29 protein-coding genes and 1 tRNA gene are annotated in these 26,251 nt (G+C 67.4%); 26 read left to right on the forward strand and 4 right to left on the reverse strand.

All coding sequences use genetic code 11. The features are described from left to right. Positions 1-72: 72 nt before the first annotated feature. The 7 genes from ACLB90_RS17165 to truD all read left to right on the forward strand — a co-directional run bounded on the left by ACLB90_RS17165 (position 73) and on the right by truD (position 6,160). A complete protein-coding gene (locus ACLB90_RS17165; protein ID WP_411850592.1) occupies positions 73-1,728 on the forward strand; it encodes a CTP synthase in 1,656 nt (551 codons plus the stop codon). Beyond that, complete coding sequence (locus ACLB90_RS17170) at positions 1,725-2,153, forward strand: hypothetical protein (protein WP_411850593.1); 429 nt, start codon at positions 1,725-1,727, stop codon at positions 2,151-2,153. The genes ACLB90_RS17165 and ACLB90_RS17170 overlap by 4 nt, the downstream gene beginning before the upstream one ends. Before the next feature lie 65 nt (positions 2,154-2,218). Then, positions 2,219-3,505 carry a phosphopyruvate hydratase gene (eno, locus tag ACLB90_RS17175; protein WP_411850594.1) on the forward strand — a complete coding sequence of 429 codons (1,287 nt, stop codon included), beginning with the start codon at positions 2,219-2,221 and terminating at the stop codon, positions 3,503-3,505. Positions 3,506-3,509: 4 nt separating this feature from the next. Next, positions 3,510-3,860 carry a cell division protein FtsB gene (gene ftsB / locus ACLB90_RS17180; protein ID WP_411850595.1) on the forward strand — a complete coding sequence of 117 codons (351 nt, stop codon included), beginning with the start codon at positions 3,510-3,512 and terminating at the stop codon, positions 3,858-3,860. Continuing rightward, entirely contained in the window at positions 3,857-4,555 is a 699-nt protein-coding gene (ispD, locus tag ACLB90_RS17185; RefSeq protein ID WP_411852785.1) for a 2-C-methyl-D-erythritol 4-phosphate cytidylyltransferase, read from the forward strand. Before ftsB ends, ispD begins: the two co-directional genes overlap by 4 nt. A 64-nt stretch (positions 4,556-4,619) precedes the next feature. After that, complete coding sequence (ispF, locus tag ACLB90_RS17190) at positions 4,620-5,114, forward strand: 2-C-methyl-D-erythritol 2,4-cyclodiphosphate synthase (RefSeq protein ID WP_411850596.1); 495 nt, start codon at positions 4,620-4,622, stop codon at positions 5,112-5,114. Continuing rightward, on the forward strand, positions 5,111-6,160 hold the full coding sequence (truD, locus tag ACLB90_RS17195) for a tRNA pseudouridine(13) synthase TruD (protein WP_411850597.1): 1,050 nt from the start codon (positions 5,111-5,113) through the stop codon (positions 6,158-6,160). Before ispF ends, truD begins: the two co-directional genes overlap by 4 nt. A gap of 161 nt (positions 6,161-6,321) precedes the next feature. Here truD and ACLB90_RS17200 read toward each other — a convergent pair whose 3' ends face one another. Further along, positions 6,322-6,861, reverse strand: coding sequence for a Smr/MutS family protein (locus ACLB90_RS17200; RefSeq protein WP_411850598.1), 540 nt, complete (start codon positions 6,859-6,861; stop codon positions 6,322-6,324). A gap of 187 nt (positions 6,862-7,048) precedes the next feature. On the opposite strand from ACLB90_RS17200, the gene surE reads away from it, so the two are divergent. Genes surE through ACLB90_RS17220 form a run of 4 tightly spaced genes read left to right on the forward strand, consistent with a single transcriptional unit; the run spans position 7,049 to position 9,915 of the window. After that, on the forward strand, positions 7,049-7,828 hold the full coding sequence (gene surE / locus ACLB90_RS17205) for a 5'/3'-nucleotidase SurE (RefSeq protein WP_411850599.1): 780 nt from the start codon (positions 7,049-7,051) through the stop codon (positions 7,826-7,828). After that, positions 7,825-8,502: a protein-L-isoaspartate(D-aspartate) O-methyltransferase gene (locus tag ACLB90_RS17210; protein ID WP_411850600.1), complete on the forward strand. Its 678-nt coding sequence runs from the start codon at positions 7,825-7,827 to the stop codon at positions 8,500-8,502. The genes surE and ACLB90_RS17210 overlap by 4 nt, the downstream gene beginning before the upstream one ends. 19 nt (positions 8,503-8,521) lie before the next feature. Beyond that, complete coding sequence (locus tag ACLB90_RS17215; protein WP_136006378.1) at positions 8,522-9,136, forward strand: YqaA family protein; 615 nt, start codon at positions 8,522-8,524, stop codon at positions 9,134-9,136. Then, entirely contained in the window at positions 9,133-9,915 is a 783-nt protein-coding gene (locus ACLB90_RS17220; protein WP_411850601.1) for a peptidoglycan DD-metalloendopeptidase family protein, read from the forward strand. Before ACLB90_RS17215 ends, ACLB90_RS17220 begins: the two co-directional genes overlap by 4 nt. A 160-nt stretch (positions 9,916-10,075) precedes the next feature. Here ACLB90_RS17220 and ACLB90_RS17225 read toward each other — a convergent pair whose 3' ends face one another. Both ACLB90_RS17225 and yhbY read right to left on the reverse strand, forming a co-directional pair. Continuing rightward, positions 10,076-10,450 carry an Mth938-like domain-containing protein gene (locus ACLB90_RS17225; RefSeq protein ID WP_411850602.1) on the reverse strand — a complete coding sequence of 125 codons (375 nt, stop codon included), beginning with the start codon at positions 10,448-10,450 and terminating at the stop codon, positions 10,076-10,078. 14 nt (positions 10,451-10,464) lie between these two features. Beyond that, positions 10,465-10,770, reverse strand: a complete 306-nt coding sequence (gene yhbY, locus ACLB90_RS17230; RefSeq protein ID WP_411850603.1) for a ribosome assembly RNA-binding protein YhbY — start codon at positions 10,768-10,770, stop codon at positions 10,465-10,467. A gap of 65 nt (positions 10,771-10,835) precedes the next feature. On the opposite strand from yhbY, the gene rlmE reads away from it, so the two are divergent. From rlmE to ACLB90_RS17305, 15 genes are all read left to right on the forward strand, one after another. After that, positions 10,836-11,468: a 23S rRNA (uridine(2552)-2'-O)-methyltransferase RlmE gene (gene rlmE / locus ACLB90_RS17235; protein ID WP_411852786.1), complete on the forward strand. Its 633-nt coding sequence runs from the start codon at positions 10,836-10,838 to the stop codon at positions 11,466-11,468. Positions 11,469-11,521: 53 nt separating this feature from the next. Next, positions 11,522-13,462, forward strand: coding sequence for an ATP-dependent zinc metalloprotease FtsH (ftsH, locus tag ACLB90_RS17240; protein ID WP_411850604.1), 1,941 nt, complete (start codon positions 11,522-11,524; stop codon positions 13,460-13,462). Between the two features lie 119 nt (positions 13,463-13,581). After that, positions 13,582-13,767, forward strand: coding sequence for a hypothetical protein (locus tag ACLB90_RS17245; protein ID WP_411850605.1), 186 nt, complete (start codon positions 13,582-13,584; stop codon positions 13,765-13,767). 63 nt (positions 13,768-13,830) lie between these two features. Continuing rightward, positions 13,831-14,730: a dihydropteroate synthase gene (gene folP / locus ACLB90_RS17250; RefSeq protein WP_411850606.1), complete on the forward strand. Its 900-nt coding sequence runs from the start codon at positions 13,831-13,833 to the stop codon at positions 14,728-14,730. Beyond that, positions 14,730-15,683 carry a tRNA (adenosine(37)-N6)-dimethylallyltransferase MiaA gene (gene miaA, locus ACLB90_RS17255; protein WP_411850607.1) on the forward strand — a complete coding sequence of 318 codons (954 nt, stop codon included), beginning with the start codon at positions 14,730-14,732 and terminating at the stop codon, positions 15,681-15,683. Before folP ends, miaA begins: the two co-directional genes overlap by 1 nt. 107 nt (positions 15,684-15,790) lie before the next feature. After that, positions 15,791-16,075 carry an RNA chaperone Hfq gene (hfq, locus tag ACLB90_RS17260; RefSeq protein ID WP_411850608.1) on the forward strand — a complete coding sequence of 95 codons (285 nt, stop codon included), beginning with the start codon at positions 15,791-15,793 and terminating at the stop codon, positions 16,073-16,075. A 26-nt stretch (positions 16,076-16,101) separates the two neighbouring features. Then, entirely contained in the window at positions 16,102-17,412 is a 1,311-nt protein-coding gene (hflX, locus tag ACLB90_RS17265; RefSeq protein ID WP_411850609.1) for a ribosome rescue GTPase HflX, read from the forward strand. Between the two features lie 93 nt (positions 17,413-17,505). Then, positions 17,506-18,000, forward strand: a complete 495-nt coding sequence (locus ACLB90_RS17270) for a CinA family protein (RefSeq protein WP_411850610.1) — start codon at positions 17,506-17,508, stop codon at positions 17,998-18,000. A gap of 35 nt (positions 18,001-18,035) precedes the next feature. Continuing rightward, complete coding sequence (ubiB, locus tag ACLB90_RS17275; protein WP_411850611.1) at positions 18,036-19,715, forward strand: 2-polyprenylphenol 6-hydroxylase; 1,680 nt, start codon at positions 18,036-18,038, stop codon at positions 19,713-19,715. Between the two features lie 66 nt (positions 19,716-19,781). Continuing rightward, positions 19,782-20,432 carry a transcriptional repressor LexA gene (lexA, locus tag ACLB90_RS17280; RefSeq protein ID WP_411850612.1) on the forward strand — a complete coding sequence of 217 codons (651 nt, stop codon included), beginning with the start codon at positions 19,782-19,784 and terminating at the stop codon, positions 20,430-20,432. Between the two features lie 203 nt (positions 20,433-20,635). Further along, positions 20,636-21,676 carry a recombinase RecA gene (gene recA, locus ACLB90_RS17285; RefSeq protein ID WP_411850613.1) on the forward strand — a complete coding sequence of 347 codons (1,041 nt, stop codon included), beginning with the start codon at positions 20,636-20,638 and terminating at the stop codon, positions 21,674-21,676. A 111-nt stretch (positions 21,677-21,787) separates the two neighbouring features. Beyond that, positions 21,788-22,279, forward strand: coding sequence for a recombination regulator RecX (recX, locus tag ACLB90_RS17290; protein ID WP_411850614.1), 492 nt, complete (start codon positions 21,788-21,790; stop codon positions 22,277-22,279). A 76-nt stretch (positions 22,280-22,355) separates the two neighbouring features. Beyond that, entirely contained in the window at positions 22,356-25,004 is a 2,649-nt protein-coding gene (alaS, locus tag ACLB90_RS17295) for an alanine--tRNA ligase (protein WP_411850615.1), read from the forward strand. Between the two features lie 148 nt (positions 25,005-25,152). Next, entirely contained in the window at positions 25,153-25,356 is a 204-nt protein-coding gene (gene csrA, locus ACLB90_RS17300; RefSeq protein ID WP_017357638.1) for a carbon storage regulator CsrA, read from the forward strand. 81 nt (positions 25,357-25,437) lie between these two features. Next, positions 25,438-25,530: transfer RNA gene (locus tag ACLB90_RS17305), tRNA-Ser, on the forward strand. A 71-nt stretch (positions 25,531-25,601) separates the two neighbouring features. Here the strand turns inward: ACLB90_RS17305 and ACLB90_RS17310 are convergent. Beyond that, positions 25,602-26,051, reverse strand: coding sequence for a hypothetical protein (locus ACLB90_RS17310; RefSeq protein WP_411850616.1), 450 nt, complete (start codon positions 26,049-26,051; stop codon positions 25,602-25,604). Positions 26,052-26,251 lie beyond the last annotated feature (200 nt).

A 26,251-nucleotide genomic window follows, 5' to 3' on the forward strand; every position in this document is an offset into this window, starting at 1 on the left:
TTTCCCCTTCACGTCGTCCGTCGCCCCGCGCGCCGGCGTCGTCTCCCCCTTCCTGACAGGACACCCCCAGCCATGACTCCCTTGATCTTCGTAACCGGCGGCGTAGTGTCCTCGCTCGGCAAAGGCATTGCCGCCGCGTCGCTCGCCTCCATCCTTGAAGCCCGTGGCCTGCGGGTCACCATGATGAAGCTTGATCCCTACATCAACGTCGATCCGGGCACGATGAGCCCGTTCCAGCACGGCGAGGTGTATGTCACCGACGACGGCGCCGAGACCGATCTGGACCTGGGCCACTACGAGCGCTTCGTGCGTACCCGCCTGAGCCGCAAGAATTCGGTCACCACCGGCCGCATCTACGAGAACGTGATCCGCAAGGAGCGCCGCGGCGACTATCTGGGCGCCACCGTCCAGGTCATCCCGCACATCACCGATGAAATCCGCCGCTGCATGGACGAAGCCACCGAAGGCTTCGACGTGGCCCTGGTGGAGATCGGCGGTACCGTCGGTGATATCGAATCGCTGCCGTTCCTCGAGGCGATCCGCCAGGTGCGCACCGAGCGCGGCCCGGAGAAGGCGCTGTTCATGCACCTCACCCTGGTGCCGTACATTGCCGCCGCCGGCGAGCTGAAGACCAAGCCCACCCAGCATTCGGTGAAGGAACTGCGCTCGATCGGCATCCAGCCGGACGTGCTGCTGTGCCGTTCCGAGCAGGTGGTGCCGGAGTCCGAGCGTCGCAAGATCGCCCAGTTCACCAACGTGTCCGAGCGCGCGGTGATCAGCGTGCCGGACGTGGACGTGCTCTACCGCATCCCGATGGGCCTGCATGAGCAGGGCCTGGACGAGATCGTGATCAACCAGTTCAAGCTGGGCGACAAGGCCGGCCCGGTCGACCTGTCCGAGTGGGAAGCGGCCGTGGATGCCACGCTGCACCCGCTGGACGAAGTCACCATCGCCGTGGTCGGCAAGTACGTGGACCACCAGGACGCCTACAAGTCCGTCGGCGAGGCACTCAAGCACGGCGGCCTGCGCCAGCGCACCCGGGTCAAGCTGAAGTGGCTGGAAGCGCAGGACCTGGAAGGCACCGACATGGCTGCCCTGAAGGACGTCGACGGCATCCTGGTGCCGGGCGGTTTCGGTGACCGTGGCTTCGAAGGCAAGGTGCTCACCTCGCAGTTCGCCCGTGAGCAGAACGTGCCGTACTTCGGCATCTGCTACGGCATGCAGGCCGCGGTGGTCGATTTCGCCCGCCACGTGGCCGGGCTGGAGGGGGCCAACAGCACCGAGAACGACCGCCAGTCGCCGAACCCGGTGATCGGCCTGATCACCGAATGGCGTACCGCCACCGGCGACGTCGAGAAGCGCGACGAGCGCTCCGACCTCGGCGGCACCATGCGCCTGGGTCTGCAGGAGCAGCGCCTGAAGCCGGGTACGCTGGCGCGCGAACTGTATGGCAAGGATGTGGTGTCCGAGCGTCACCGCCACCGTTACGAGTTCAACAACCGCTACCGCACCCAGCTTGAGGACGCCGGGCTGGTCATCGCCGGCAAGTCGATGGACGACACGCTGGTCGAAGTGGTGGAACTGCCGCGCGACCAGCATCCGTGGTTCCTGGCCTGCCAGGCGCACCCGGAATTCCTGTCCACCCCGCGCGATGGCCACCCGCTGTTCATCGGCTTCATCCGGGCCGCGCGCGAGCGCAAGGCCGGCGGCGCGCCGCTGCAGGCATGACGCTGGACCCGTGGGCGGCGCTGGAAGCGCGCCGCCAGCGGCGTCACTGGCGGGCCTGGCCGTGGGGCTGGGCCGCGCTGGTGCTCGGCATCGGCGCGTGGGGGTGTGCCTTCATGCTGACCATCCTGGTGATGGCCAGCGTCGGCATGCCCGGCGACGGCAGTCACGCCATGCAGGCCACGCAGCCGTACCTGCTGTTCACCCTGGCCCTGTCGGCGGCGGTGGTGCTGGCTGCGCTCATCTCCATCGTGCTGTCGTTCCGGCTGCGCCGGCAACCGGCCGGCGGTGGGGTAGGCCTGGTGCTGCTCGCGCTGCTGGCGGCAGTTCTGCTGCTGCCCGCACTGCTGGCGCGCACCGCGTCGTCCACGCAGGTGCTGATCGGCGATGTCACGCCGATTTGGCAAGCGGGGGGCGGGCAGGGATAATCACGCGGCACGTTTTCGGCGCTGCACTTTGGCGTTTCCCCTTTCTGACTGGTAACCGGCCCGCTATGACCACGATCCGCAGCATCCACGCCCGTGAAATCCTCGACAGCCGTGGCAATCCCACGCTGGAAGCCGAAGTTGTCCTGGAGGACGGTTCGTTCGGCCGCGCCGCGGTTCCGTCGGGTGCCTCGACCGGCACCAAGGAAGCGGTGGAACTGCGTGACGGCGACAAGACCCGTTACCTGGGCAAGGGCGTGCGCAACGCCGTGTCCAACGTCAACACCACCATCGCCAGCGCGCTGAAGGGCTTCGATGCCGCCGACCAGGAAGGCCTGGACCGTCGCCTGATCGATCTGGACGGCACCGAGAACAAGGGCCGCCTGGGCGCCAACGCGCTGCTCGGTGTTTCGATGGCCAACGCCCATGCCGTGGCCGCGTCGAAGAAGCAGGCACTGTGGCAGTACCTGGCGCAGGGCCGCGACGTGACGCTGCCGGTGCCGATGATGAACATCATCAACGGCGGCGCGCACGCCGACAACAACGTGGACTTCCAGGAGTTCATGGTGCTGCCGGTCGGTTTCCCCTCGTTCTCCGAAGCGCTGCGCGCCGGCACGGAAATCTTCCATTCGCTCAAGTCGGTGCTCAAGGGCCACGGCCTCAGCACCGCCGTCGGCGACGAAGGTGGCTTCGCCCCGGACTTCCGCAGCAACGTCGAAGCGCTGGACACCATCCTCGAAGCGATCGGCAAGGCCGGCTACACCGCCGGTGAAGACGTGCTGCTGGGCCTGGACGTGGCGTCCAGCGAGTTCTACGAGAACGGCAAGTACAACCTGGTCGGCGAGAACAAGCGCCTGACCTCCGAGCAGTTCGTCGACTTCCTGGCCGACTGGGCTGCCCAGTACCCGATCATCACCATCGAAGACGGCCTGGCCGAGAACGACTGGGCCGGCTGGAAGCTGCTCACCGACCGCATCGGCAACAAGGTGCAGCTGGTTGGCGACGACCTGTTCGTGACCAACCCGAAGATCTTCAAGGAAGGCATCGAGACCGGCACGGCCAACGCGATCCTGATCAAGGTCAACCAGATCGGCACCCTGACCGAGACCCTGGAAGCCATCGCGATGGCGCACAACGCAAACTACGCGGCGGTCGTGTCGCATCGTTCGGGCGAAACCGAAGACACCACCATCGCCGACATCGCCGTGGCCACCACCGCCACCCAGATCAAGACCGGCTCGCTGTGCCGCAGCGATCGCGTGGCCAAGTACAACCAGCTGCTGCGCATCGAGGAAGCTCTCGGTGCCGGCGCGCGTTACGCCGGTCGTGACGCGTTCGTGTCGCTGAAGCGCTGATCCCATGCGCGACTGGCGCTGGCTCCTGCTGGTGCTCGCGGTACTGCTGGCATGGCTGCAGTACCGCTTCTGGTTCGGCCCGGGCAATTCGGGGGAAGTAATGACGCTCGAAGCCCAGGTCGAATCCCAGAGGCGCGACAATGCCGGCCTGCAGCAGCGCAACGACGCGCTGGCTGCCGAGGTCAAGGACCTCAAGGAAGGCGAGGCGGCCATCGAAGAGCGTGCGCGCAGCGAACTGGGCATGATCAAGCCCGGTGAAAAGTTCTACCGTGTGGTCGAAGACGCGCCGGTGGCGCCACCGCGCGCGCCCACCGCCGTGGCCGACCCGGACGCCCCGCATCAGGAAATACCCTGATGGGCAGCGTATGGGCGGTGGTTCCTGCCGCCGGGCGCGGCACGCGCTTCGGCGGTGCCACCCCGAAGCAGTATCTGCTGGCGGGTGATCGCGTGCTGCTGGCACATACCCTGGAGGCGCTGTTGTCGCATCCGGTGGTGGCCGGGGTGATGGTGGTGATCGCCGACCAGGACCAGGACTGGCCTGGCTGGACCTCGCTTGCCGACAAACCGATCCTGACCTGCATAGGCGGCGCAACCCGCGCCGGCTCGGTGCTGGCCGGCCTGCAGGCGCTGCCCGACAGCGTGCGCGCCGACGATTTCGTGCTGGTCCATGACGCCGCGCGCCCCAATCTGGCCGCTGCCGATCTGGGCCGGCTGCTCGAGGTGGGCCGCAACGACCCGGTCGGCGCGATCCTGGCCGCACCGGTTCGCGACACCCTCAAGCGGGCCGGCGATGACGGTGGCATCGATGCCACCGAGCCGCGGGCGCGCCTCTGGCGCGCACTGACCCCGCAGCTGTTCCGCCGCCATCAGTTGGCGCGCGCGCTGCAGGAGGCCGCCGATGCCGGCATCGAGGTCACCGACGAGGCGATGGCGATGGAGCGGCAGGGCCTGCGGCCGTTGCTGGTGGAAGGCAACGAAGACAACTTCAAGGTCACCACCCCGTCGGATCTGTCCCGTTTCGAATTCGTGTTGTCGCGTCGCGGAAGCTGATTCCGCACGTCGCTTTCATCTTGCCAAGCCGGGCAGAGCCCGGCGCTACAATCAGGTTCACGCCATGAACACCCCGTTTCCTCCCGTCCGCATCGGACAGGGCTATGACGTCCACGCCTTCGGCGCGGGCGACCACATCATGCTGGGCGGCGTCCGTGTGCCGCACACCAGCGGCGTGCTCGCGCACAGCGACGGCGATGTGATCCTGCATGCGTTGTGCGATGCCATGCTCGGCGCGCTTGCGCTGGGCGACATCGGCCAGCACTTTCCGCCGTCGGACATGCGCTGGAAGGATGCCGACAGCAGCCGCTTCCTCGAGCACTGCAACAGCCTGCTGCGCGAGCGCGGCTGGCAGGTCGGCAATACCGACATCACCGTGATCTGCGAACGCCCGAAGGTGGGCCCGCATGCGCTGGCCATGCGCGAACGCATCGCCGGCCTGCTCGGCATCGCGCTGGATGCGGTCAGCGTCAAGGCCACCACCTCCGAGCAGCTCGGCTTCACCGGGCGCGGCGAAGGCATTGCCGCCCAGGCCACCGTGCTGCTGGTGGCGCTGTGATCCCGTTGCCGCTGGCGTTCGGCGCGCCGCTGCTGACCGCGAAGATCCGGACCACGCCGGAGGATTTCCAGGTCGACGAACTGCCGGCGTTCGAGCCGAGCGGGGAGGGCGAACACCTGCTGCTCACCCTGCGCAAGCGCGGTGCCAACACCGTGCATGTGGCCAAGGTGCTGGCCCGTTGGGCCGGACTGCCGGACATGGCGGTCAGCTACGCCGGCATGAAGGATCGCCATGCGGTCACCACCCAGCGCTTCAGCGTGCACCTGCCCAAGCGGGTCGCGCCGGATCCGGCGCTGCTGGCCTCCGATGAGATCGAGGTCGTCGATTCGACCTGGCACAACCGCAAACTGCAGCGCGGTGCACTCGCCGGCAACCGTTTCAAGCTGGTGCTGCGTGACGTGCAGGGCGATGCGACGGCCATCGACGAGCGCCTGTCGCTGATCGCGGCGCGCGGCCTGCCCAACTGGTTCGGCGAACAGCGTTTCGGTCGCGACGGTGGCAACGTGCCCGCGGCGCTGGCGATGTTCGGCGGGCGCCGCATGCGTCCAGACCAGCGTTCGCTGCTGTTGTCGGCCGCGCGCTCGGCGCTGTTCAACCAGGTGCTGGCCGAACGGGTCCAGCAGGGCAACTGGGATGCGCCGGTGGACGGCGAGGTGTGGATGCTGGACGGCAGTCGCAGCGTGTTCGGCCCCGAGCCGTTCACCGACCTGCTGGCCGACCGCCTGGCCCGTTTCGACATCCATCCCAGCGGCCCGTTGTGGGGCGAGGGCGAACTGCGCAGCAGCGGCGACGCTGCGGCGCTGGAGCTGGGCGCGATCGCCGACGACCAGTCGCTGGCGCTGCGTGCCGGCCTGGAAGGAGCGCGCCTCAAGCAGGAGCGTCGCGCGCTGCGCCTGCGCCCGGCCATGCTGCAGCACCGCTGGCTGCAGCCCGACGTACTGGAACTGAGCTTCGCCCTCCCGCCCGGCTGCTATGCCACCGCGGTCCTGCACGAACTCGGCCCGGTACACGACGCCAGCCAGACCGACGCCCCGCTGCCCGGCTGACCGCGCAGCCGGGCTCTGCCCGGCTATCGCACACCCGTAGAGCCGGGCTCTGCCCGGCTGACCGCACCCCCGTAGAGCCGGGCTCTGCCCGGCTATGGCACCCCCGTAGAGCCGGGCTCTGCCCGGCTGACCGCACCCCCGTAGAGCCGGGCTCTGCCCGGCTAGCGGTTGCTCAACAACACCAGCACCGCGCCGGTGCCGCCCTGTCCGGCGGGCGCGGAATGAAAGGCCAGCACGTCATTGCGCAGGCGCAGCAGGCGATCCACCAGGTTCTTCAGCACCGGCGCGCCGCCATCGGACTGCAGCCCCTTGCCATGAATGATGCGCACGCAACCGTAGTCATGCGCATGCGCCTCCTGCAGGAACTGGCGCAGCATCGCGTCGGCTTGTGCAACCGTGGCGCCATGCAGGTCCAGTTCGTCCTGGACCGAATACTGGCCGCGCTTGAGCCGCTGGAACATGCGCGCCGGCAGGGTATCGCGCCGGTAGCTGGCGGTGTCGCCGGCCTCCAGCGGGTTGCTGTCGCGCAACAGCCGGGCAAACTCGCCGCGGGCCGCCTGGTCGTCCTGCTCGGCCATGCGCGCGCGCGGTTTCGGCCGCGGCGTGGCCGGCGGCGGCGCGGCCGGTTTCTTCAGGGGGGTGACCGCCCCGATCGCCGCGCGGAACAGCGCCGCCGGATCTTCGTCTTCAGGATGTGACATGCGTACAGCGTAATGCGAGGCGATGGCCGCTGCCTACCGTCTGCGGGGTAGGACGATCTGTCCGCATGCGGCACAATAGCTGACGCACTTGCGCGGTCGATGCTCCCCGCACGGATGAGCATCGACCCCGCCAACGCTGGAAAGTGATGGAATCGAAGTCTTGAAAAATCAAGCGGTTAAATCGCAGATGCGGATCCTGGTCAGCAATGACGACGGTGTCGATGCCCCGGGCATCCGGATGCTTGCCACGGTGCTGCGTGAGGCGGGCCATGAAGTGATGGTGGTCGCCCCCGACCGCGATCGCTCCGGGGCCAGCAACTCGCTCACCCTGGACCTGCCCATCCGGCTCAAGCGCATCGACCACTACACCTGTTCAGTGGCCGGGACGCCCACCGACTGCGTCCACCTGGCGCTGACCGGGCTGCTCGAGTACGAGCCGGATATCGTGGTGTCGGGCATCAACAACGCCGCCAACCTGGGCGATGACGTCATCTATTCCGGCACGGTATCGGCGGCGATGGAAGGGCGGTTCCTCGGTCTGCCGGCGGTGGCGGTATCGCTGGTGACGCACAACCACGAAGCGCGCAATTTCGAGACCGCCGCGCGCGCCGCGGTGGAAATCGTGGCGCGGCTCAAGGCCGATCCGCTGCCGGCCGACACCATCCTCAACGTCAACGTCCCGGATCTGCCGTGGGAGCAGGTGCGCGGCTTCGAAGTCAGCCGCCTGGGCAACCGCCACCGCGCCGAAGGCTGCATCCCGCAGCGCGATCCGCGCGGCAACGAGGTGTACTGGATCGGCCCGGCCGGTCGCGAGCAGGACTCCGGCCCCGGCACCGACTTCCACGCCGTGCGCAATGGCTTCATCTCGATCACCCCGATCCAGGTCGACCTCACGCGCTACCAGGCGCTGGAAAAAGTGGCCAGCTGGGTGGGTGGGCTGACAGCCGCGCTGGACCGTCCGGCATGACCCAGCGCCTGCGCCTGCAGCCCGAAGCGGTCGGCATCGGCATGACCTCGCAGCGTGTGCGCGACCGTCTGGTCGAACGCCTGCGCGAGGCCGGCATTGCTGACGAGGTCACGCTCAACGCGGTCCGCGTCGTGCCCCGGCATCTGTTCATCGATGAAGCGCTGGCCTCGCGTGCCTACGAAGACACCGCCTTGCCGATCGGCCACGGCCAGACCATCTCCCAGCCCTGGGTGGTGGCCCGCATGACCGAAGCCGTGCTGCAGTCGTCGCCGAAAAAAGTGCTGGAAGTCGGCACCGGCTCGGGCTACCAGGCCGCCGTGCTGGGCGCGGTGGGGCTGGAGGTCTATACCGTCGAGCGCATCGGCGATCTGCTGCGCCAGGCGCGCAAGCGTTTCCGCGCGCTCGGCATGAACATCCGCAGCAAGCACGACGATGGTCGCGCCGGCTGGGCCGAACACGGTCCGTACGACGCCATTGTGGTCACCGCGGCAGCCCCGGCGCTGGTGGATGCGCTGGTCGAACAGCTGGCCGTGGGCGGACGCCTGGTGGCACCGGTGGGCGGGCCTGGCGCGCAGTCGCTGGTGCAGCTCACCCGTCGCGACGACGGCAGTGTTGAACAACAGGTACTGGCGCCGGTCACGTTCGTGCCGCTGCTGTCTGGCATGCTGGATTGATTCCAAGGAGCGTTGCGTCATGAAGATCTTTGGCCCGCTGTACGAGCGGGCGATGAAGTGGGCAGCGCATGAGCGCGCGCCCACCTATCTCACGGTGTTGAGTTTCATCGAGGCGATCATCTTCCCGGTGATGCCCGAGGTGATGCTCGCGCCGATGTGCGTGGCCCAGCCCAAGCGCGGCTGGTGGTTCGCCACGCTCAGCCTGGCCGGCTCGATGGCCGGTGCGCTGGTGGGCTACGCGCTGGGGCATTACGCCTTCGAGGCGCTCAAGCCGGTGTTCGCCGCGCTCGGCATGCTGTCGAGCATCGAAGGTGGCATCGCGGTGGTGCAGGCCAAGATGGCCGAGTCGCCGTGGGCGGTGTTCACCTTCCTGGTCCTCGGCGGGTTCATGCCGATCCCGATGAAGGTCTTCACGTGGGCATCGGGTATTGTCGGCGTGCCGTTGCCGCAGTACTTCCTGAGCATGCTGATCGGGCGGGGCAAGCGGGTGTATGTCCTGGCGGCCGTCATCCGCATCGGCGGGCCGCGCGCGGAAGCCGCGCTGCGGCGTTGGATCGAACCGCTGGGCTGGGTCGCGACCGTGCTGGTGGTGGGCTTGGTTGCCTGGCTTGTATGGAGGTCGAAGTTCGCATGAGTGTTGATCGTATGAGCAAGGGAGTGCGCACCGGCGCGCTGCTGCTGGTGGTGTCCGCGTTGAGCGCCTGTGGCACCGCCACGGTGGTGCGCCCCTCGGGCAGCGGCGGCGGCACCGCCCACCCCACGCCGCAGAGCTCGGTGGCCAAGCCGGGGCAGACCGCGGTGATCCGACGTGGCGACACCCTGTACGCGCTGGCCCGCATCCATAACATCACCCCGCGCGACCTGGCGGCCTGGAACGGGCTGTCCGAGCCCTACACGATCTACCCCGGGCAGACGCTGCGCCTGTACCCCGGCGGCGGCGGCGGCCGTGCGCCGACCACGGTGGTGACCGCACCGCGCCCGGGCACTGCCCCCGCGCCGGCCCCGGCGCCCACCCCGTCGCCGACCACCGCGATCAAGAGCAACATCAGCTGGCGCTGGCCGGCCGATGGCGCGATCGTGGGCAAGTTCGTCGCCGGCGAGGCCACCAAGCAGGGCGTGGACATCGCCGGCAGCAGCGGCCAGCCCGTGCGCGCAACCGCCGGCGGCGTGGTGGTGTATTCCGGCGCCGGCCTGGTCGGTTTCGGTGAACTGATCATCATCAAGCACAGCGACCAGTGGCTGTCGGCCTACGGCCACAACCGCAAGCGCCTGGTCAACGAAGGCCAGAGCGTCAAGGCCGGCGAGCAGATCGCCGAAATGGGCCGCACCGGTGCCCCGCGCGACATGCTGCACTTCGAAATCCGCTACAACGGCAAGCCGGTCGACCCGCTGCTGTACCTGCCGCCGAAGTAACCACCGCACCGGGCGCGACAATCCGGGTAGAGCCGACCGTTGGTCGGCTGGCCGCGCGCAGCGCGGCAATGATCGAAAACAGCCAACGCGGCCGCCCGCATCCCCGCCCACAAAAAAGGCCGCCATACGGGCGGCCTTTCCTGAACGGATATCAGCACGTTCAGCCGGTCAGAATGAACGCTGCCGCCACCTTGCGACCCTCGCTGGCGAGGATGTTGAAGGTGCGCGCAGCGGCCGGGTTGTTCATTACTTCCAGCCCGATCCCGCGGGTCAGGCAGGCTGCCATCACCGCCGCAGGCGGGAACACCTGGGTGTCCCCGGTGCCAAGCACCACCAGCGCCGGATTCAGGGCCAGCACCGGCTGCAGGTGTTCGGGGGTCAGCTCGGCGATGGTGGCCACCGGCCACGCCTCGATCAGCGTGTCCGGCGCCAGGATGAAACTGGAGGCCAGCGTCCGCTCGTTCACCTTTGCGGTGCGGCCATCGGCGGCGCGCAGGGCATAGGCGTAGTCGGGGATTTCGTGGCTCAGCTGCATGGGGTCTTCCGGGTTCAGCCGCGCGGCAGGACGATCTGGCGCTGTTCCTTGCTGGGGCGGTACAGCACGGCCACGTGGCCGATGCGCTGCACCAGGGCGCTGCCGGAGGCCGACACCAGCTCGGCGATCATGGCGTCGCGCGCGTCGCGGTCTTCGCCGGCGACTTTGACTTTGACCAGTTCGTGGCGCTCCAGGACCTCGTCCAGTTCGGCCAGGAAGGCCGGCGTGACCCCCTTGCCGCCGATCTGCAGCAGGGCCTTCAGATCATGGGCGTGGCCGCGGAGGAAGCGGGTCTGGGACGAGGTCAGCGTGATGGACATTCAGGAAACAAGCGGTTATCTGGGGCGATCAGGGTATCATGACCACCCCATCCGGCCCGCATCCAATGGCAACGCGCAGCAAAAGCAGTCAACGCTGGTTGAAAGAGCACTTCTCCGACCCCTTCGTGAAGAAGGCCCAGGCCGAGGGCATGCGCTCGCGTGCGGCCTACAAGCTGGAGGAGCTGCTCGAGCGTGACCGGCTGCTGAAGCCGCACATGGTCGTGGTCGACTTGGGCGCCGCCCCGGGCGGCTGGTCACAGCAGATCCGGCGCCAGATCGGCGACACCGGCCGCGTGCTCGCCCTGGACATTCTGGAGATGCCGCCGCTGGCCGGCGTGGAGTTTCTTCACGGTGACTTCAGGGAGCAGGCCGTCCTATCGGAGTTCGAAGCCATGCTGGGGGATCAGCCGGTAGACCTTGTGCTCTCGGATATGGCCCCCAATAAAAGTGGTATGGACGCGGTGGACCAACCGCGGATGATGCACCTGGCCGAGTTGGCGATGGATTTCGCCGACCAGCACCTCAAGCCGGGTGGTGCGTTCCTGATCAAGCTGTTCCAGGGCGTGGGCTTTGACGACTACGTGCGCGAGATGCGCCGCAGGTACGACAAAGTGGTGATCCGCAAGCCTGAAGCCTCCCGAAAGCGCTCGCCCGAGGTTTACGCCCTGGGCCAGGGAAAACGCGCCCAGATCAAGTAAGCTCAACCATACGAATCGCGTCAGGAATTAAAGGAACACCGGAGCCAATGAGGATGAACGACTTGACCAAGAACCTCCTGCTATGGGTGGTCGTCGCCGTCGTGCTGATGGTGGTTTTCCAGAGCTTCTCGCCTAAGAGCAGCGGCGCTGGCGCACAGGGCACGACCTACTCGCAGTTCCTTGACCAGGTGGACAGCGGCAACGTCCAGAAGGTCACGCTGGGCGGTGACGCCCGTGGCGCGACCACCGAGATCTCCTACACCACCCGTGGCGGCCAGGCGGCCACCATCACCGCGCCCTACGATCGCGACCTGATCAACGTGCTGCGCGGCAAGGGCGTGGAAATCGCCCAGGAATCGCCGTCGAGCGGCATTTCCTTTGTGTCCATCCTGATGAATTTCCTCCCGGTGATCCTGATCATCGGCTTCTGGATTTTCATCATGCGCCAGATGCAGGGCGGTGGCGGCGGTGCCAAGGGCGCGATGTCCTTCGGCAAGTCGCGCGCCAAGCTGCAGGGCGAAGACCAGATCAAGGTCACCTTCGCTGACGTCGCCGGCTGCGACGAGGCCAAGGAAGAAGTGGGCGAACTGGTCGACTTCCTGCGCGATCCGACCAAGTTCACCAAGCTGGGCGGCAAGATTCCGCGCGGCGTGCTGATGGTCGGCCCGCCCGGTACCGGCAAGACCCTGCTGGCCCGTGCCATCGCCGGTGAAGCCAAGGTGCCGTTCTTCTCGATTTCCGGTTCGGACTTCGTGGAGATGTTCGTCGGCGTCGGCGCCAGCCGCGTCCGCGACATGTTCGAGCAGGCCAAGAAGCACGCGCCGTGCATCATCTTCATCGACGAAATCGACGCCGTCGGCCGCCACCGTGGCGCCGGTCTGGGCGGTGGTCACGATGAGCGCGAGCAGACCCTGAACCAGCTGCTGGTTGAAATGGACGGCTTCGAGGGTGGTGAGGGCGTGATCGTCATCGCCGCCACCAACCGTCCCGACGTGCTGGACCCGGCGCTGCTGCGCCCGGGCCGCTTCGACCGCCAGGTCGTGGTGGGCCTGCCGGACGTGAAGGGCCGCGAGCACATCCTCAGGGTACACATGCGCAAGCTGCCGCTGGCCGACGACGTCGTGCCGATGGTGATCGCGCGCGGTACCCCGGGCTTCTCCGGTGCGGACCTGGCCAACCTCTGCAACGAGGCGGCGCTGTTTGCCGCGCGCGGCAACGAGAAGGAAGTCCGCATGGACCACTTCGACCGTGCCCGCGACAAGATCCTGATGGGTGCCGAGCGCCGTTCGATGGCCATGAGCGAGGAAGAAAAGACGCTCACCGCCTACCACGAAGCCGGCCATGCCATCGTCGGCCGCCTGGTGCCCGAGCATGACCCGGTCTACAAGGTCACCATCATTCCGCGCGGCCGCGCGCTGGGTGTGACCATGTACCTGCCCGAAGGCGACCGCTACTCGATGAATCGGGTGGCGATCGAATCCCAGCTGTGCTCGCTGTACGGCGGCCGCGTTGCCGAAGAACTGATCTTCGGTACCGACAAGGTCACCACCGGCGCCTCCAACGACATCGAGCGCGCCACCAAGATGGCCCGCAACATGGTCACCAAGTGGGGCCTGTCCGACGAGCTTGGCCCGATCGCCTATGGCGAGGAGGACGACGAGGTGTTCCTGGGCCGTTCGGTGACCCAGCACAAGAGCGTGTCCGACGATACCGCGCGCCGCATCGACGAAGTCGTGCGCAGCATCCTGGACAAGGCCTATGCGCGCACCACCGAGCTGCTGACCGCCAACCTGGACAAGCTGCACACCATGTCCCAGCTGCTGCTGCAGTACGAGACCATCGACGTGCCGCAGATCGATGCGGTGATGGAAGGCCGCGATCCGCCGCCGCCGATGGGCTGGGAGAAGTCCAACAAGGACGGTGGCAGCAACAACGACAAGGGCGGCGACGCCCGTCCGCTGCCGCCGATTGCCGGTCCTGCCGAACAGCACTGAGCCGACAACGCATGAATGACGAAGGCCGGGGAAACCCGGCCTTCGTCGTTTCCGCGGGCCCCTGGCGCCGGGCGCGGGTCATAATGGCGCCCCGTTACCGTTTCCGTTCTGGAGTTGCCATGTCCCTCCCTCCGCCGCAGCCGATCTCGCACACCGCCGAAATGGTGATCGCCACGATCGTGGGCGTGGGCATCGGCCTGGCCCGCGACAACCTGCTGCTGGGTGCCGGCATCGGCATCGCGGTCGGCGTGCTGCTGAGCATCGCCAAGACCCTGTACGTGGAGCGCAGGCGCCGCCAGCGCTGATCGCCGACAGCCGATCCGGTACGCCGGCGTAAACTACACGCTGGCGTACTTCGTGGATGGCCCATGTTCGACACTTCTCCCCAGCTCGACTGCGCTGGCCGCGTACTGCGGCTGGATCGCCCGCGTGTGATGGGCATCGTCAACGTCACCCCGGACTCGTTCTCCGATGGCGGTGCGCACGACACGGTGGATGCCGCGGTTGCGCACGGCCTGCAGCTGGTGGCCGAGGGCGCCGACCTGCTGGATATCGGCGGCGAGTCGACCCGGCCCGGCAGTGCGCCGGTGCCGTTGGAGGAGGAGCTGCGCCGGGTGGTGCCGGTGATCGAGCAGCTGGCGCGCCAGACCACCGTGCCGATCAGCATCGACACCTTCAAGCCCGAGGTGATGCGCGCAGCGGTGGCTGCCGGCGCCGGGATGATCAATGACATCCATGCCCTGCGCCAGGATGGCGCGCTTGCCGCCGCCGCCGAGCTCGGTGTGCCGGTGGTGCTCATGCACATGCAGGGTGAGCCGGGCAGCATGCAGGACACCCCGCACTACGACGATGTCGTGGCCGAGGTGCACCGCTTCCTGGCCGAGCGGATGTTCTCCGCCGAAATGGCCGGCATCGCCAAGAAGAATCTGGTCATCGACCTGGGCTTCGGCTTCGGCAAGACCACCGGGCACAACATGACGTTGCTGGCGCGCTCGGCGCGTTTTCTCGAGCTGGGCGTGCCGATGCTGGCCGGGCTGTCGCGCAAGCGCAGCATCGGCGAGCTGACCGGGCGCGAGGCGCCGCGCGAGCGCGTGGCCGGCTCGGTCGCCGCGCACCTGATTGCCGCCCAGCGCGGCGCGATGATCCTGCGTGTTCACGATGTCGCCGCGACCGTCGATGCGCTCAAGGTATGGGCAGCCGTGGATGCCGTGCCCGCCGTGCGCGTGGACGCCGCGCCGGCCATGCCGCGCTGGCCGGACGAGGACTGATGGCCATCGATACCCGGCCGCTGGCGATCGCCCTGATGGGGCCGACGGCCTCGGGCAAGACCGCCACGGCCATCGCGCTGGCCCGTCAGCTGGATGGCGAGATCGTCAGCGTCGATTCGGCGCTGGTCTATCGCGGGCTGGACATCGGCTCGGCCAAGCCCGATGCCGACGAGCGCGCGCAGGCGCCGCACCACCTGCTGGACCTGCGCGACCCGTGGCAGACCTACTCGGCGGCCGAATTCGCCGCCGACGCCGCACGCGCCGTGGGCGATATCGTCGCGCGCGGCAAGCTGCCCATTCTTGCCGGCGGGACCGGGCTGTACTTCCGCGCCCTGCTGCAGGGTCTGTCGCCGATGCCGCAGGCCGACCCGGTGGTCCGCGCCGGCATCGCCGCCGAGGCCGCCGAACACGGCTGGGCGGCCATGCACGCCCAGCTCGCGCAGGTGGATGCGACCGCCGCCGCGCGTATTCATGCCACCGACCCGCAGCGCATCCAGCGTGCGCTGGAGGTGTTCCGCCTGACCGGTCGCCCGATCAGCGAGTGGCAGAAGCTGCCGGGCGTTGACCGTCTGCCGGTGCGCGCGTTGAAGCTGGTGCTGGCCCCGCGCGAGCGCAGCGTCCTGCACCAGCGGATCGCGACCCGCTTCGACGCCATGCTCGACCACGGTTTCCTCGACGAAGTGCGTGCCCTGCGCGCGCTGCCGGCAATGGGGGAGGTGACGGCCCCGCTGGACCTGCCGGCGATCCGCGCGGTCGGATACCGGCAGGCGTGGGAGTTTCTGGACGGGCAGGGCAGCGCCGCCGACTTCCGCGACCGGGGCATTTACGCCACCCGGCAACTGGCCAAACGGCAGCTGACCTGGCTGCGTGGCGAACTTGATGCCCGCTGGTTCGACCCGCATATCGACAGGGCCTCCCTGGCGGACGCGGTTTCGACCTTTGTCGGTCGCTGACACCGCGCCTTCACGCGCCCACCCCGTGTACCATCAAGGATTCCGGTGGGCGGCGGGGGCCGCAGCAACTGCTGGAAAACCATAAAAACAATAATCAGGAGTGTGCAATGTCCAAGGGGCAATCGCTGCAGGATCCGTTTCTGAATGCACTTCGGCGCGAGCGCGTGCCGGTGTCGGTGTATCTGGTCAATGGCATCAAACTGCAGGGCACGATTGAATCGTTCGACCAGTTCGTGGTCCTGCTGCGCAATACGGTCAGCCAGATGGTGTACAAGCACGCCATTTCTACCGTGGTGCCGGCGCGCAACGTGCGGGTCGGGCCGGGCGGTGGTTATGTGCAGTCCAATGAAGGTGGCGCCGAAGGCGTCCAAGGTGATGAAGACGTTGAGTGACAGGTTGAGCAACAAGGGAGAACTGCGTGTTTGATCGTTCCAAGCGAGGCGAACACGCGCTCCTGATCCAGCCGCATGCCGGCCGGCTCGAAGAAGACGTGCTGGAAGAGTTCACCGATCTGGCCCGCTCGGCCGGGGCCAGCATCGCGGCCACCCTGACCGCGCGCATCGATCGCCCCAATCCGTCGATCCTGATCGGCTCCGGCAAGCTGGACGAGATCAAGGCGGCGGCCGAGGCGACGGGGGCGGATCTGGTGCTGGTCAACCACGCGCTGTCGCCGTCGCAGGAGCGCAACCTGGAGCGGTTCCTGGAGCGGCGCGTGATCGACCGCACCGGCTTGATCCTGGACATCTTTGCCCAGCGGGCGCACAGCCACGAAGGCAAGCTGCAGGTCGAGCTGGCGCAACTGCGCCACATGGCCACGCGGCTGGTGCGCGGCTGGACCCACCTGGAACGCCAGCGCGGTGGTGCCATCGGCCTGCGCGGTCCGGGTGAAACCCAGCTGGAAACCGATCGCCGCCTGCTGCAGAAGCGGGTGGAGCAGCTGCAGAAGCGGCTTGAAAAGGTTGAAGTGCAGCGCACCCAGATGCGACGTGCCCGCGTGCGCAGCGAACTGCCGCGCGTGGCGCTGGTGGGGTACACCAATGCCGGCAAGTCCACCCTGTTCAATGCGCTGACCGGCGCCGAAGCCTACGCCGCGGACAAACTGTTCGCGACCCTGGACCCGACCGTGCGGCGCATTGCGGTGCCGGGCGGCAACGTGGTGCTGGCCGATACGGTGGGTTTCGTACGCGACCTGCCGCACGAACTGGTGGCGGCGTTCCGCGCGACCCTGAGTGAAGCACGCGAGGCCGACTTCCTTCTGCACGTGGTGGACGCGGCCGATCCGCATCGCGAAGAACGCATCGCCCAGGTCGACGAGGTGTTGAACGAGGTAGGCGCGGGCGAGTTGCCGCAGCTGCTGGTGTTCAACAAGATCGACCGCATCGAGGGCAGCGAAGTGCGCCACGACGCGCAGGATGGCATCCCGGACACCGCGCGCCGCGAGCGCGTCTGGATCTCCGCCCGCGATGGGCTGGGGTTGGACCTGCTGCAGTCGGTGCTGGGCAAGCGCCTGGGTCTGCAGCATGTCACCGGCCAGCTGCGTCTGCCGCCCAGTGCCGGCCGCCTGCGCTCGCGCCTGCACCAGCTGGAAGTGGTCCGCAGCGAGCAGGCCGACGAGGACGGATGGTTGCTGGGCGTGGAGATTCCGATCGCCGAGGCCGAAAAGCTGGCGGCGGGCGAGGGCGGAGAGCCGATCCGCGCGCTGCTGCCGGAGAAAGTGCCCGAATGGTGACGCCGCGACACAGCGTCGCACCGTCGTGGCACGACAGCCCCGCTGTTTTCGGCTAAAACGGGGGCTGTGTCCCCCCGTTGATCCTGGATCCCCATGACCGTTCCTTCCGACGCCGACCTCGGCGTTCTCGCCCGTGACGTCGGGCAGCGCCTGCAGCAGGCCGCGCTGCAGCTGGTCACCGCTGAAAGCTGCAGCGGCGGCTGGATCGCCAAGGCGATGACCGATGTGGCCGGCTCGTCGGCGTTCTTCGACTGCGGAATGGTCGTCTACAGCTACGAAGCCAAGCAGCGCCTGCTCGGCGTGCGTGCGCAGACGCTGGAGCAGTTCGGCGCGGTCAGCCGTGAAACCGTGCTGGAAATGGTCTCCGGTGCCCTGGTCAATTCCGGTGCGGGGATGGCCGTGGCGGTCACCGGCATCGCAGGTCCCGGCGGCGGCAGCCCGGACAAACCGGTGGGCAGTGTCTGGATCGGCTGGAAGCAACGCGGCGGCTATGCGCGCGCCCAGCTGTTCCAGTTCGACGGCGACCGTGATGCCATACGGCGGCAGACCGTGCACCAGGCGCTGACGGGAATTTTCCCGCCGGTGTGACATCCTGAGCGGGTGTGCCGACAGGAGTGTGCGCAATGTGGGAAACGCTGGGAACCGTGCGCGACCTGGGACGATTGCAGGAAATCGCCTCGGTCCTGATCCGCTATGGCTTCGGCGACCTGGTGCGCCGGATCGGCCTGGCCGACGTGCTCGAACGGGCCGGGCGCCTGCTGCACTGGAACGACACCCAGCAGATGCTGCGCATGACCGCCCCGGTGCGGGTGCGCCGCGCGATGGAAGACCTCGGCCCCACCTTCGTCAAGCTGGGCCAGGTGCTGGCCACCCGCGTGGACCTGTTCCCGCCCGACTGGATCACCGAATTCTCCGAACTGCAGAACGCCGTGCCGGCGCTGCCGTATGCCCAGGTGCGCGATCAGCTCGAACGCGACCTCGGCGCACCGGCCACCGAGGTGTTCGCCTGGCTCGATGAAACCCCGATGGCCGCCGCGTCGCTGGCGCAGGCGCATCGCGCGACCCTGCATGACGGCTCGGCCGTGGTGCTGAAAATCCGTCGTCCCGGCATCCGTGAGGTGATCGAAGCCGACCTGCGCCTGCTGGCGCGCCTGGCCGAGATCGTCGAAGCGCGCCTGCCGGACCTGCGCCGCTACCGTCCATCGGAGGTGGTGCAGCAGTTCCAGACCTCGTTGCGGCGCGAGCTGGACTTCGCCGCCGAATGCCGCAATGCCGAACGCATCGCCCGCAATTTCCAGGGGCGGCAGGACATCTTCATTCCGGCCGTGCACTGGCAGTGGACCTGCGAAAGCCTGAACGTCCAGGACTTCGTGGATGGCATCCCCGGGCGGGATCTGGCCGCCGTCGACGCCGCCGGCCTGGACCGGGTGCAGCTCGCGCGCACCGGCGCCGGCATCATCCTCAAGATGGTGCTGCAGGACGGCGCGTTCCACGCCGACCCGCACCCGGGCAACATCATCTACCTGCATGATGGCCGGATCGGGGTCATCGACTTCGGCATGGTCGGCGCACTGTCCGAACAGCGTCGCTTCCAGGTCGCGCAGCTGCTGCATGGGCTGGTGGCGCAGGAGCCCGAGCCGGTCATGGACGTGCTGCTGGACTGGGCCGGCGGCGTGGACGTGGACGAAGCCCGCCTGCAGCAGGACATCAGCACGTTCGTCGACCAGTATCGGGGCGTGCCGCTGAAGGACCTGCACATGGGCCTGATGCTGGGCGATGTGACCCAGCTGCTGCGCCAGTACGCGCTGACCCTGCCGGCCGACCTCGCGCTGATGATCAAGACGTTCCTGACGCTGGAGGGCATGGGCCGCCAGCTCGACCCGCAGTTCGACATGGCCAGCGCCGCGCGCCCCTACCTGGAGCGGGTGATGTGGCAGCGCTACGCGCCGGCGGCGATGCTCAAGCGCGGCAAGCGCAGCCTGCTCGGGGCAATGGACCTGATGGGGGACCTGCCGCGCGACGTGCGCCGGCTGCTGCAGATGGCGCGCAACGGGCGGCTCCAGCTCAAGGTGGAAACCCGCGCCCTCGAGGGGTTTGGCGACCAGGTCAACCGCGCCGCGAACCGCCTGGTGATGGGTATCGTGACGGCCGCGCTGATCATCGGCTCCTCCATCGTGATGCACAGCGTGGGCGGGGTCTCCAGCCGCTGGCTGCTGGCGCTGGGCGTGGCCGGCTTCGTCGGTGCGGGCTTCTGCGGCGTGTGGATCCTGTTCTCGATCTGGCGCTCCGGCCGGAACCCCTGACGCGACGGCCGCCCATCGTCGGCAGGCACTTGCGTGCGCAGGGTGTTAGTAGTAATACTACTAATCATGGACCTGACCGACACCCAGCAGGCGATCCTGCAGTTGATCGCCGAGCGCATCCAGACCGATGGCGCACCGCCCTCCCAGGCGGAAATCGCCCGTGCCTTCGGCTTCAAGGGCGTACGCGCCGCGCAGTACCACCTGGAGGCGCTGGAACAGGCCGGGGCGATCCGTCGCATCCCGGGCCAGGCGCGCGGCATCCGGCTGGTGCAGGTACCGCCGCTGCAGGAGGGCCTGCCGGCCTCGCTGCCGGCCACCGCGCTGCCGGACCATGTGCTGCGTCTGCCGGTCCTCGGCCGGGTCGCGGCCGGTCTGCCGATCGGAGCGGACATCGGTTCGGACGATTTCGTGGTGCTGGACCGGGTGTTCTTCTCGCCCGCGCCGGACTACCTGCTCAAGGTGCAGGGCGACTCGATGATCGACGAGGGTATTTTCGACGGCGACCTGATCGGCGTGCACCGCACCCGCGACGCCCGTTCGGGGCAGATCGTGGTGGCCCGTATCGATGACGAGATCACGGTCAAGCTGCTGAAGATGGGCAAGGACCGCATCCGGCTGCTGCCACGCAACCCCGACTACAAGCCGATCGAGGTCCTGCCCGACCAGGACTTCGCCATCGAAGGCCTCTATTGCGGACTGCTGCGGCCCAACCGCTAGGTCCTGATGCTGTTGAAACACGCGCGGTCTTTGTGGCGATTCTCTGGTTCTGCTGAGGTTGGTACGGATGTCCGATAATTTTTTTTCGAGAGCCGGGCAGAATCTCAGCCTGTGCGATACGCCAACCTTAAAGTGACCCCGTGGCCAAGAAGACTCCCAAAGAAAGCACCTCCAACGACATGACCTCTGCAAGGACCAATACGATGGACGAGAACAAAAAGCGTGCGCTGACCGCCGCCCTGAGCCAGATCGAGAAGCAGTTCGGCAAAGGCTCGGTCATGCGCATGGGCGACCGTGTCATCGAGGCGGTCGAGGTCATTCCCACCGGTTCGCTGATGCTGGACATCGCGCTCGGCATCGGTGGCCTGCCCAAGGGGCGTGTCGTGGAGATCTACGGTCCGGAGTCCTCGGGCAAGACCACCCTCACCCTGCAGGCGATCGCCGAGTGCCAGAAGAAGGGCGGCACCGCTGCCTTCATCGACGCCGAACATGCGCTGGATCCGATCTACGCCGCCAAGCTGGGCGTGAATGTCGATGACCTGCTGCTGTCCCAGCCGGATACCGGCGAGCAGGCACTGGAAATCGCCGACATGCTGGTGCGCTCCGGCTCGGTGGACATCGTGGTGGTCGATTCGGTCGCCGCGCTGACCCCCAAGGCGGAAATCGAAGGCGAAATGGGCGACCAGCTGCCGGGCCTGCAGGCCCGTCTGATGAGCCAGGCGCTGCGCAAGCTCACCGGCAACATCAAGCGCTCCAACACCCTGGTGGTGTTCATCAACCAGCTGCGCATGAAGATCGGCGTGATGATGCCGGGCCAGAGCCCGGAAGTGACCACCGGCGGCAACGCCCTGAAGTTCTACGCCTCGGTGCGCCTGGACATCCGTCGTATCGGCGCCATCAAGAAGGGCGACGAGATCATCGGCAACCAGACCAAGATCAAGGTCGTCAAGAACAAGCTGGCGCCCCCGTTCAAGCAGGTCATCACCGAGATCCTGTACGGCGAGGGCATCAGCCGCGAGGGCGAGCTGATCGACATGGGCGTGGAAGCCAAGCTGGTCGAGAAGGCCGGCGCCTGGTACAGCTACGGTGAAGAGCGCATTGGCCAGGGCAAGGACAACGCCCGTGGTTACCTGCGCGACAACCCGCAGGTTGCCCAGCGCCTGGAAGCCGAGCTGCGCGAGAAGTTCCAGCCGGCCGAAGCGGTCCGCGAGGGTGGCGACGACGACAGCGACGACGCCGAGTGAGTTTCCTGCGGGGCAGGGCGGCGCCGTCAGTGACGCTTGCCCTGTCCCGCGGTTTCAGTATTCCCCCGACGGGGGGAGCGCCAGGGACGGCGCATTTCATCGAAGGTGGTCATGCACGATTCCGACGCCCCGGCACCCGGCCGCAAGCGCCGTGTCCGCGAACAGACCCCGGTCCAGCGTGCGCTGGGCCTGCTGGTCCGCCGTGAGCACTCGCGGAAGGAGTTGACCCGCAAGCTGCAGGCCCGCGGCATCGAGACCGAGGCGGCAGAAGCGGCCGTGGACAAGCTCAGCGAGGCCGGCTGGCAGGACGACACCCGGTTCGCCGAGAACCTGGTGCGGGTCCGTGCCAATACCGGTTACGGCCCCCTGCATATCCGCGCCGAACTGGGTACCCACGGGCTGGACAGCGAGCAGGTCGCAGCGGCGATGGCGACCTTCGAGGGCGACTGGACCGAGAACGCCCGCGATCTGGTCTGCCGGAGGTTCGGCGACGCCGGGCCGCAGGAGCTGCCCCAGCGGCGCAAGGCGGCGGATCTGCTGGCCCGCCGGGGGTTCGATGGCGACAGCATCCGCCGGGCGACCCGTTACGACCCAGAGGACTGAGCGGCCCGGGCCTGATACCCTTTGTGGTTTCGGCGGTCCCGCGAGGGACTGGCCGGCCCGCACAAAGCCAGCCCCCATGAACGCATCCGTCAAATTCACTACCTCCCAGATCCGCAGCGATTTCCTTGAGTTCTTCAAGGGCAAGGGCCACACCATCGTGCCGTCGGCACCGCTGGTGCCGGGCAATGATCCGACCCTGCTGTTCACCAATTCCGGCATGGTGCAGTTCAAGGACGTGTTCCTCGGTGCGGAGAAGCGCAGCTACGTGCGCGCCGCAGACGTCCAGCGCTGCCTGCGCGCCGGCGGCAAGCACAACGACCTGGACCAGGTCGGCTATACCGCGCGGCACCACACCTTCTTCGAAATGCTCGGCAACTGGTCGTTCGGCGACTACTTCAAGAAGGACGCCATCGCCTGGGCATGGGAACTGCTGACCCAGGTCTGGAAGCTGCCGGCCGAGCGCCTGCTGGTGACCGTGTACCAGACCGATGACGAGGCCTACGCGCTGTGGCGCGACATGGTCGGCATCCCGGAAGCGCGGATCGTGCGCATCGGCGACAACAAGGGCGCCCCGTACGCGTCGGACAATTTCTGGCAGATGGCCGATACCGGTCCCTGTGGTCCGTGCACCGAGATCTTCTACGACCACGGCGACCACATCGCCGGTGGCCCCCCGGGCTCGCCGGACGAAGACGGTGATCGCTACATCGAGATCTGGAACCTGGTGTTCATGCAGTTCGACCGCCAGCCCGACGGCACCCTGGTGCCGCTGCCGGCGCCGTGCGTGGATACCGGCATGGGCCTGGAGCGCCTGGCTGCGATCCTGCAGCACGTGCACACCAACTACGAGATCGATCTGTTCCAGGCGCTGATCCGCAAGGCCAGCGAACTGACCGGCATGACCGATCTGGAGAACAAGTCGCTGCGCGTGATCGCCGATCACATCCGCGCCTGTTCGTTCCTGATCGTCGATGGCGTGCTGCCGTCCAACGAAGGTCGCGGTTACGTGCTGCGCCGGATCATCCGCCGCGCACTGCGCCACGGCTGGATGCTGGGTGTGCGCCAGCCGTTCTTCAGCAAGCTGGTGCCGACCCTGGTCGAGCAGATGGGCGAAGCCTACCCGGACCTGCCGGCGCAGGCCGACACCGTCGTGCGCGCCCTGCAGGCCGAAGAAGAGCGGTTTGCCCAGACGCTCGATTCGGGCATGAAGATCTTCGACGACGTTGCCGCGCAGGTGACCGATGGCGTCATCCCCGGTACCGACGCGTTCCGCCTCTACGACACCTATGGTTTCCCGCTGGACCTGACCCAGGACATCGCGCGCGAGCGCGACCTGACCGTGGACATCGACGGCTTCGATGCCGCGATGAAGAAGCAGCGCGATGACGGCCGCAAGGCAGGCAAGGGCGGCGCAGGCGTGGTCCTGTCCGCCGAGCTGGTCGCCACCCTCAAGCCCACCGTGTTCCTGGGCTACGACCGCCTGCAGGCCGATGGCCTGACCGTGGTGGCCCTGCTCAAGGACGGTCGCCCGGTGGACGCCGTGCAGGCCGGCGACGAGGTCATCGTGCTCACCGACCAGACCCCGTTCTACGCCGAATCCGGCGGCCAGGTGGGCGACACCGGCACGCTGTCGGGCAAGGGCGTGCAGCTGCAGGTCAGCGACACCCAGAAGTTCGCGGGCCAGTACCACGGCCATGTCGGCCAGGTGGCCGGCGGCAGCCTGAAGGTCGGCGACGTGCTCAGCGGTGAGGTCGACGGCCAGCGCCGTGGCGCCACCATCCTCAACCACTCGGCCACCCACCTGCTGCACGCCGCGCTGCGTGAAGTGCTGGGCACCCACGTGCAGCAGAAGGGCTCGCTGGTGGCACCGGACCGCCTGCGCTTCGACTTCTCGCACTTCCAGCCGATCAGCGCCGACGACCTCGCCGTGATCGAGCGCAAGGTCAACGAACAGGTGCGCGCCAACAACGCGGCCGAAGTGCACAACATGGGCATGCAGGAAGCCCTCGATTTCGGCGCGATGGCATTGTTCGGCGAGAAGTACGGCGAACACGTGCGCGTGCTGAAGATGGGCGACTACTCGACCGAACTGTGCGGCGGCACGCACGTGGGCCGCACCGGCGACATCGGTCTGTTCAAGATCACCGCCGAAGGTGGCGTGTCCTCGGGCGTGCGCCGCATCGAAGCGGTGACCGGGCAGGGCGCGCTGGACTACGTGGCCCATGAAGAAGCGCAGCTCGCCGAAGCGGCGGCACTGCTGGGCGGTACGGCTGCCGACGTGGTCGAGAAGATCCGCCAGCTCGGCGAGCGCCAGAAGAAGCTGGAACGCGAACTGGAGGGATTGAAGGCCAAGCAGGCTGCCGGCGCCACCGCCGACCTCGGCGCATCGGCCGTAGAGGTCAATGGCGTCAAGGTGTTGGCCGCGCGTCTGGAAGGATTCGACGCGAAGGCGCTGCGCGATGCCGTGGACCGTCTCAAGCAGCAGCTGGGCGACACGGTGATCGTGCTGGCGGGCGTGCAGGACGGCAAAGCGGCCCTGGTCGCCGGTGTGAACGGCAGCGCAACGGGCAAGGTCAAGGCCGGGGAACTGTTGTCGCACATCGCCAGTCAGATCGGGGGCAAGGGCGGCGGTCGCCCGGATCTCGCCCAGGGTGGTGGTGAGGACGGGCCCGCCCTTGCCTCGGCCCTCGCTGCCGTAGTGGATTGGGTCACCCCGCGTATCTGAACGTCGTAAGCCTTGGCTGTCCTGCTCCTTGATGGCGTGGGACGGCTGACGGTACTATGGCGAATCCTTTCCCTTTGTCGTGGGGCGTTCCTTGGCTGGGCGCCAAGCCGGTGGGGAAACACCACCGGTTCCATGGAGACTTGCAAAAATGTTGATCCTGACTCGCCGCGTAGGCGAAACCCTGATGATCGGTGATTCGGTCAGCGTGACCGTGCTCGGCGTCAAGGGCAACCAGGTCCGTATCGGTATCACCGCTCCGAAGGACGTGGCCGTGCACCGCGAAGAGATTTACCAGCGCATCCAGCGTGGCGACGAGCCGAATGCCGCTGGAAGTGAAAATTCTTCCGATTAAGGCTTTACCTGAGGGCGCGGAAAACGTTATTATTCGCGCCCCCGCTGAGATGAAACAACGCAGCGGCGGAACAAGAACACTGGAGCGGTGCCCGAGTGGCTGAAGGGGCTCCCCTGCTAAGGGAGTATAGGGTCAAAAGCTCTATCGAGGGTTCGAATCCCTCCCGCTCCGCCAGTTATGCAAAAGGCCTTCGTACGCAAGTACGAAGGCCTTTTTGTTTGGGCGCGCGGCGCACCCGGTACGCCTCAGTCGGGGACGAAGGCGCGCTCTTCGTACGCGATGCGCTCCAGCCGCTCGCCCGTCCACAGCAGATACTCGATCCGGTCGGGATACCCGTAGCCGTCGTTGTGGGTGACGATCAGCAGGCGACTGTCGCGCCGGTGTGCGAAGCGCCCGTTGTTGAGGGTCTGGCCGGGATGGACCTGGCCATTGACGCGATCGATCAGGACGTACTCGATGCAGCCGCTGCCGCAGCCGGCCAGGTAGACGGTGAAGCGGTCCGCGAAGTCGAGGTCGCCGTCCTGGCTGTCGCCGCGCAGGTACATGTCCATTTTCCAGGTCACCCCGTCATGCGGAGGCCGGGTCGGGGCGAAGTGATCGATCCGGGTCAGTTCGACCGGGTAGTCGTCCAGTTGCGGCGGGGCAGCCGTGCCGGCGAGGGCCAGCATCAGCGATGTCGCAAGCGCGATGTACATCCGTGTTCCTTCTGCAGGGCATCCAACTGCGCAAAGCATCGCATGTCCGCAGGATGTAGAATGCCGCTGCCGCGGAGGCACTGCCGTGCTTTCCGCCCCCCCCCTTATTTCTCCCTCGAGCCGCCGCCAGAGGATTCCTTTCCTTTCTGGAGGCGTTGCCGTGTCCGATCCCGTGTTCCGTGTTGCCCAGGCCCGTTCGG

The sequence above is a fragment of the Stenotrophomonas sp. LGBM10 genome (assembly GCF_046736075.1).
In the GTDB taxonomy this organism is placed as follows: Bacteria; Pseudomonadota; Gammaproteobacteria; order Xanthomonadales; family Xanthomonadaceae; genus Stenotrophomonas.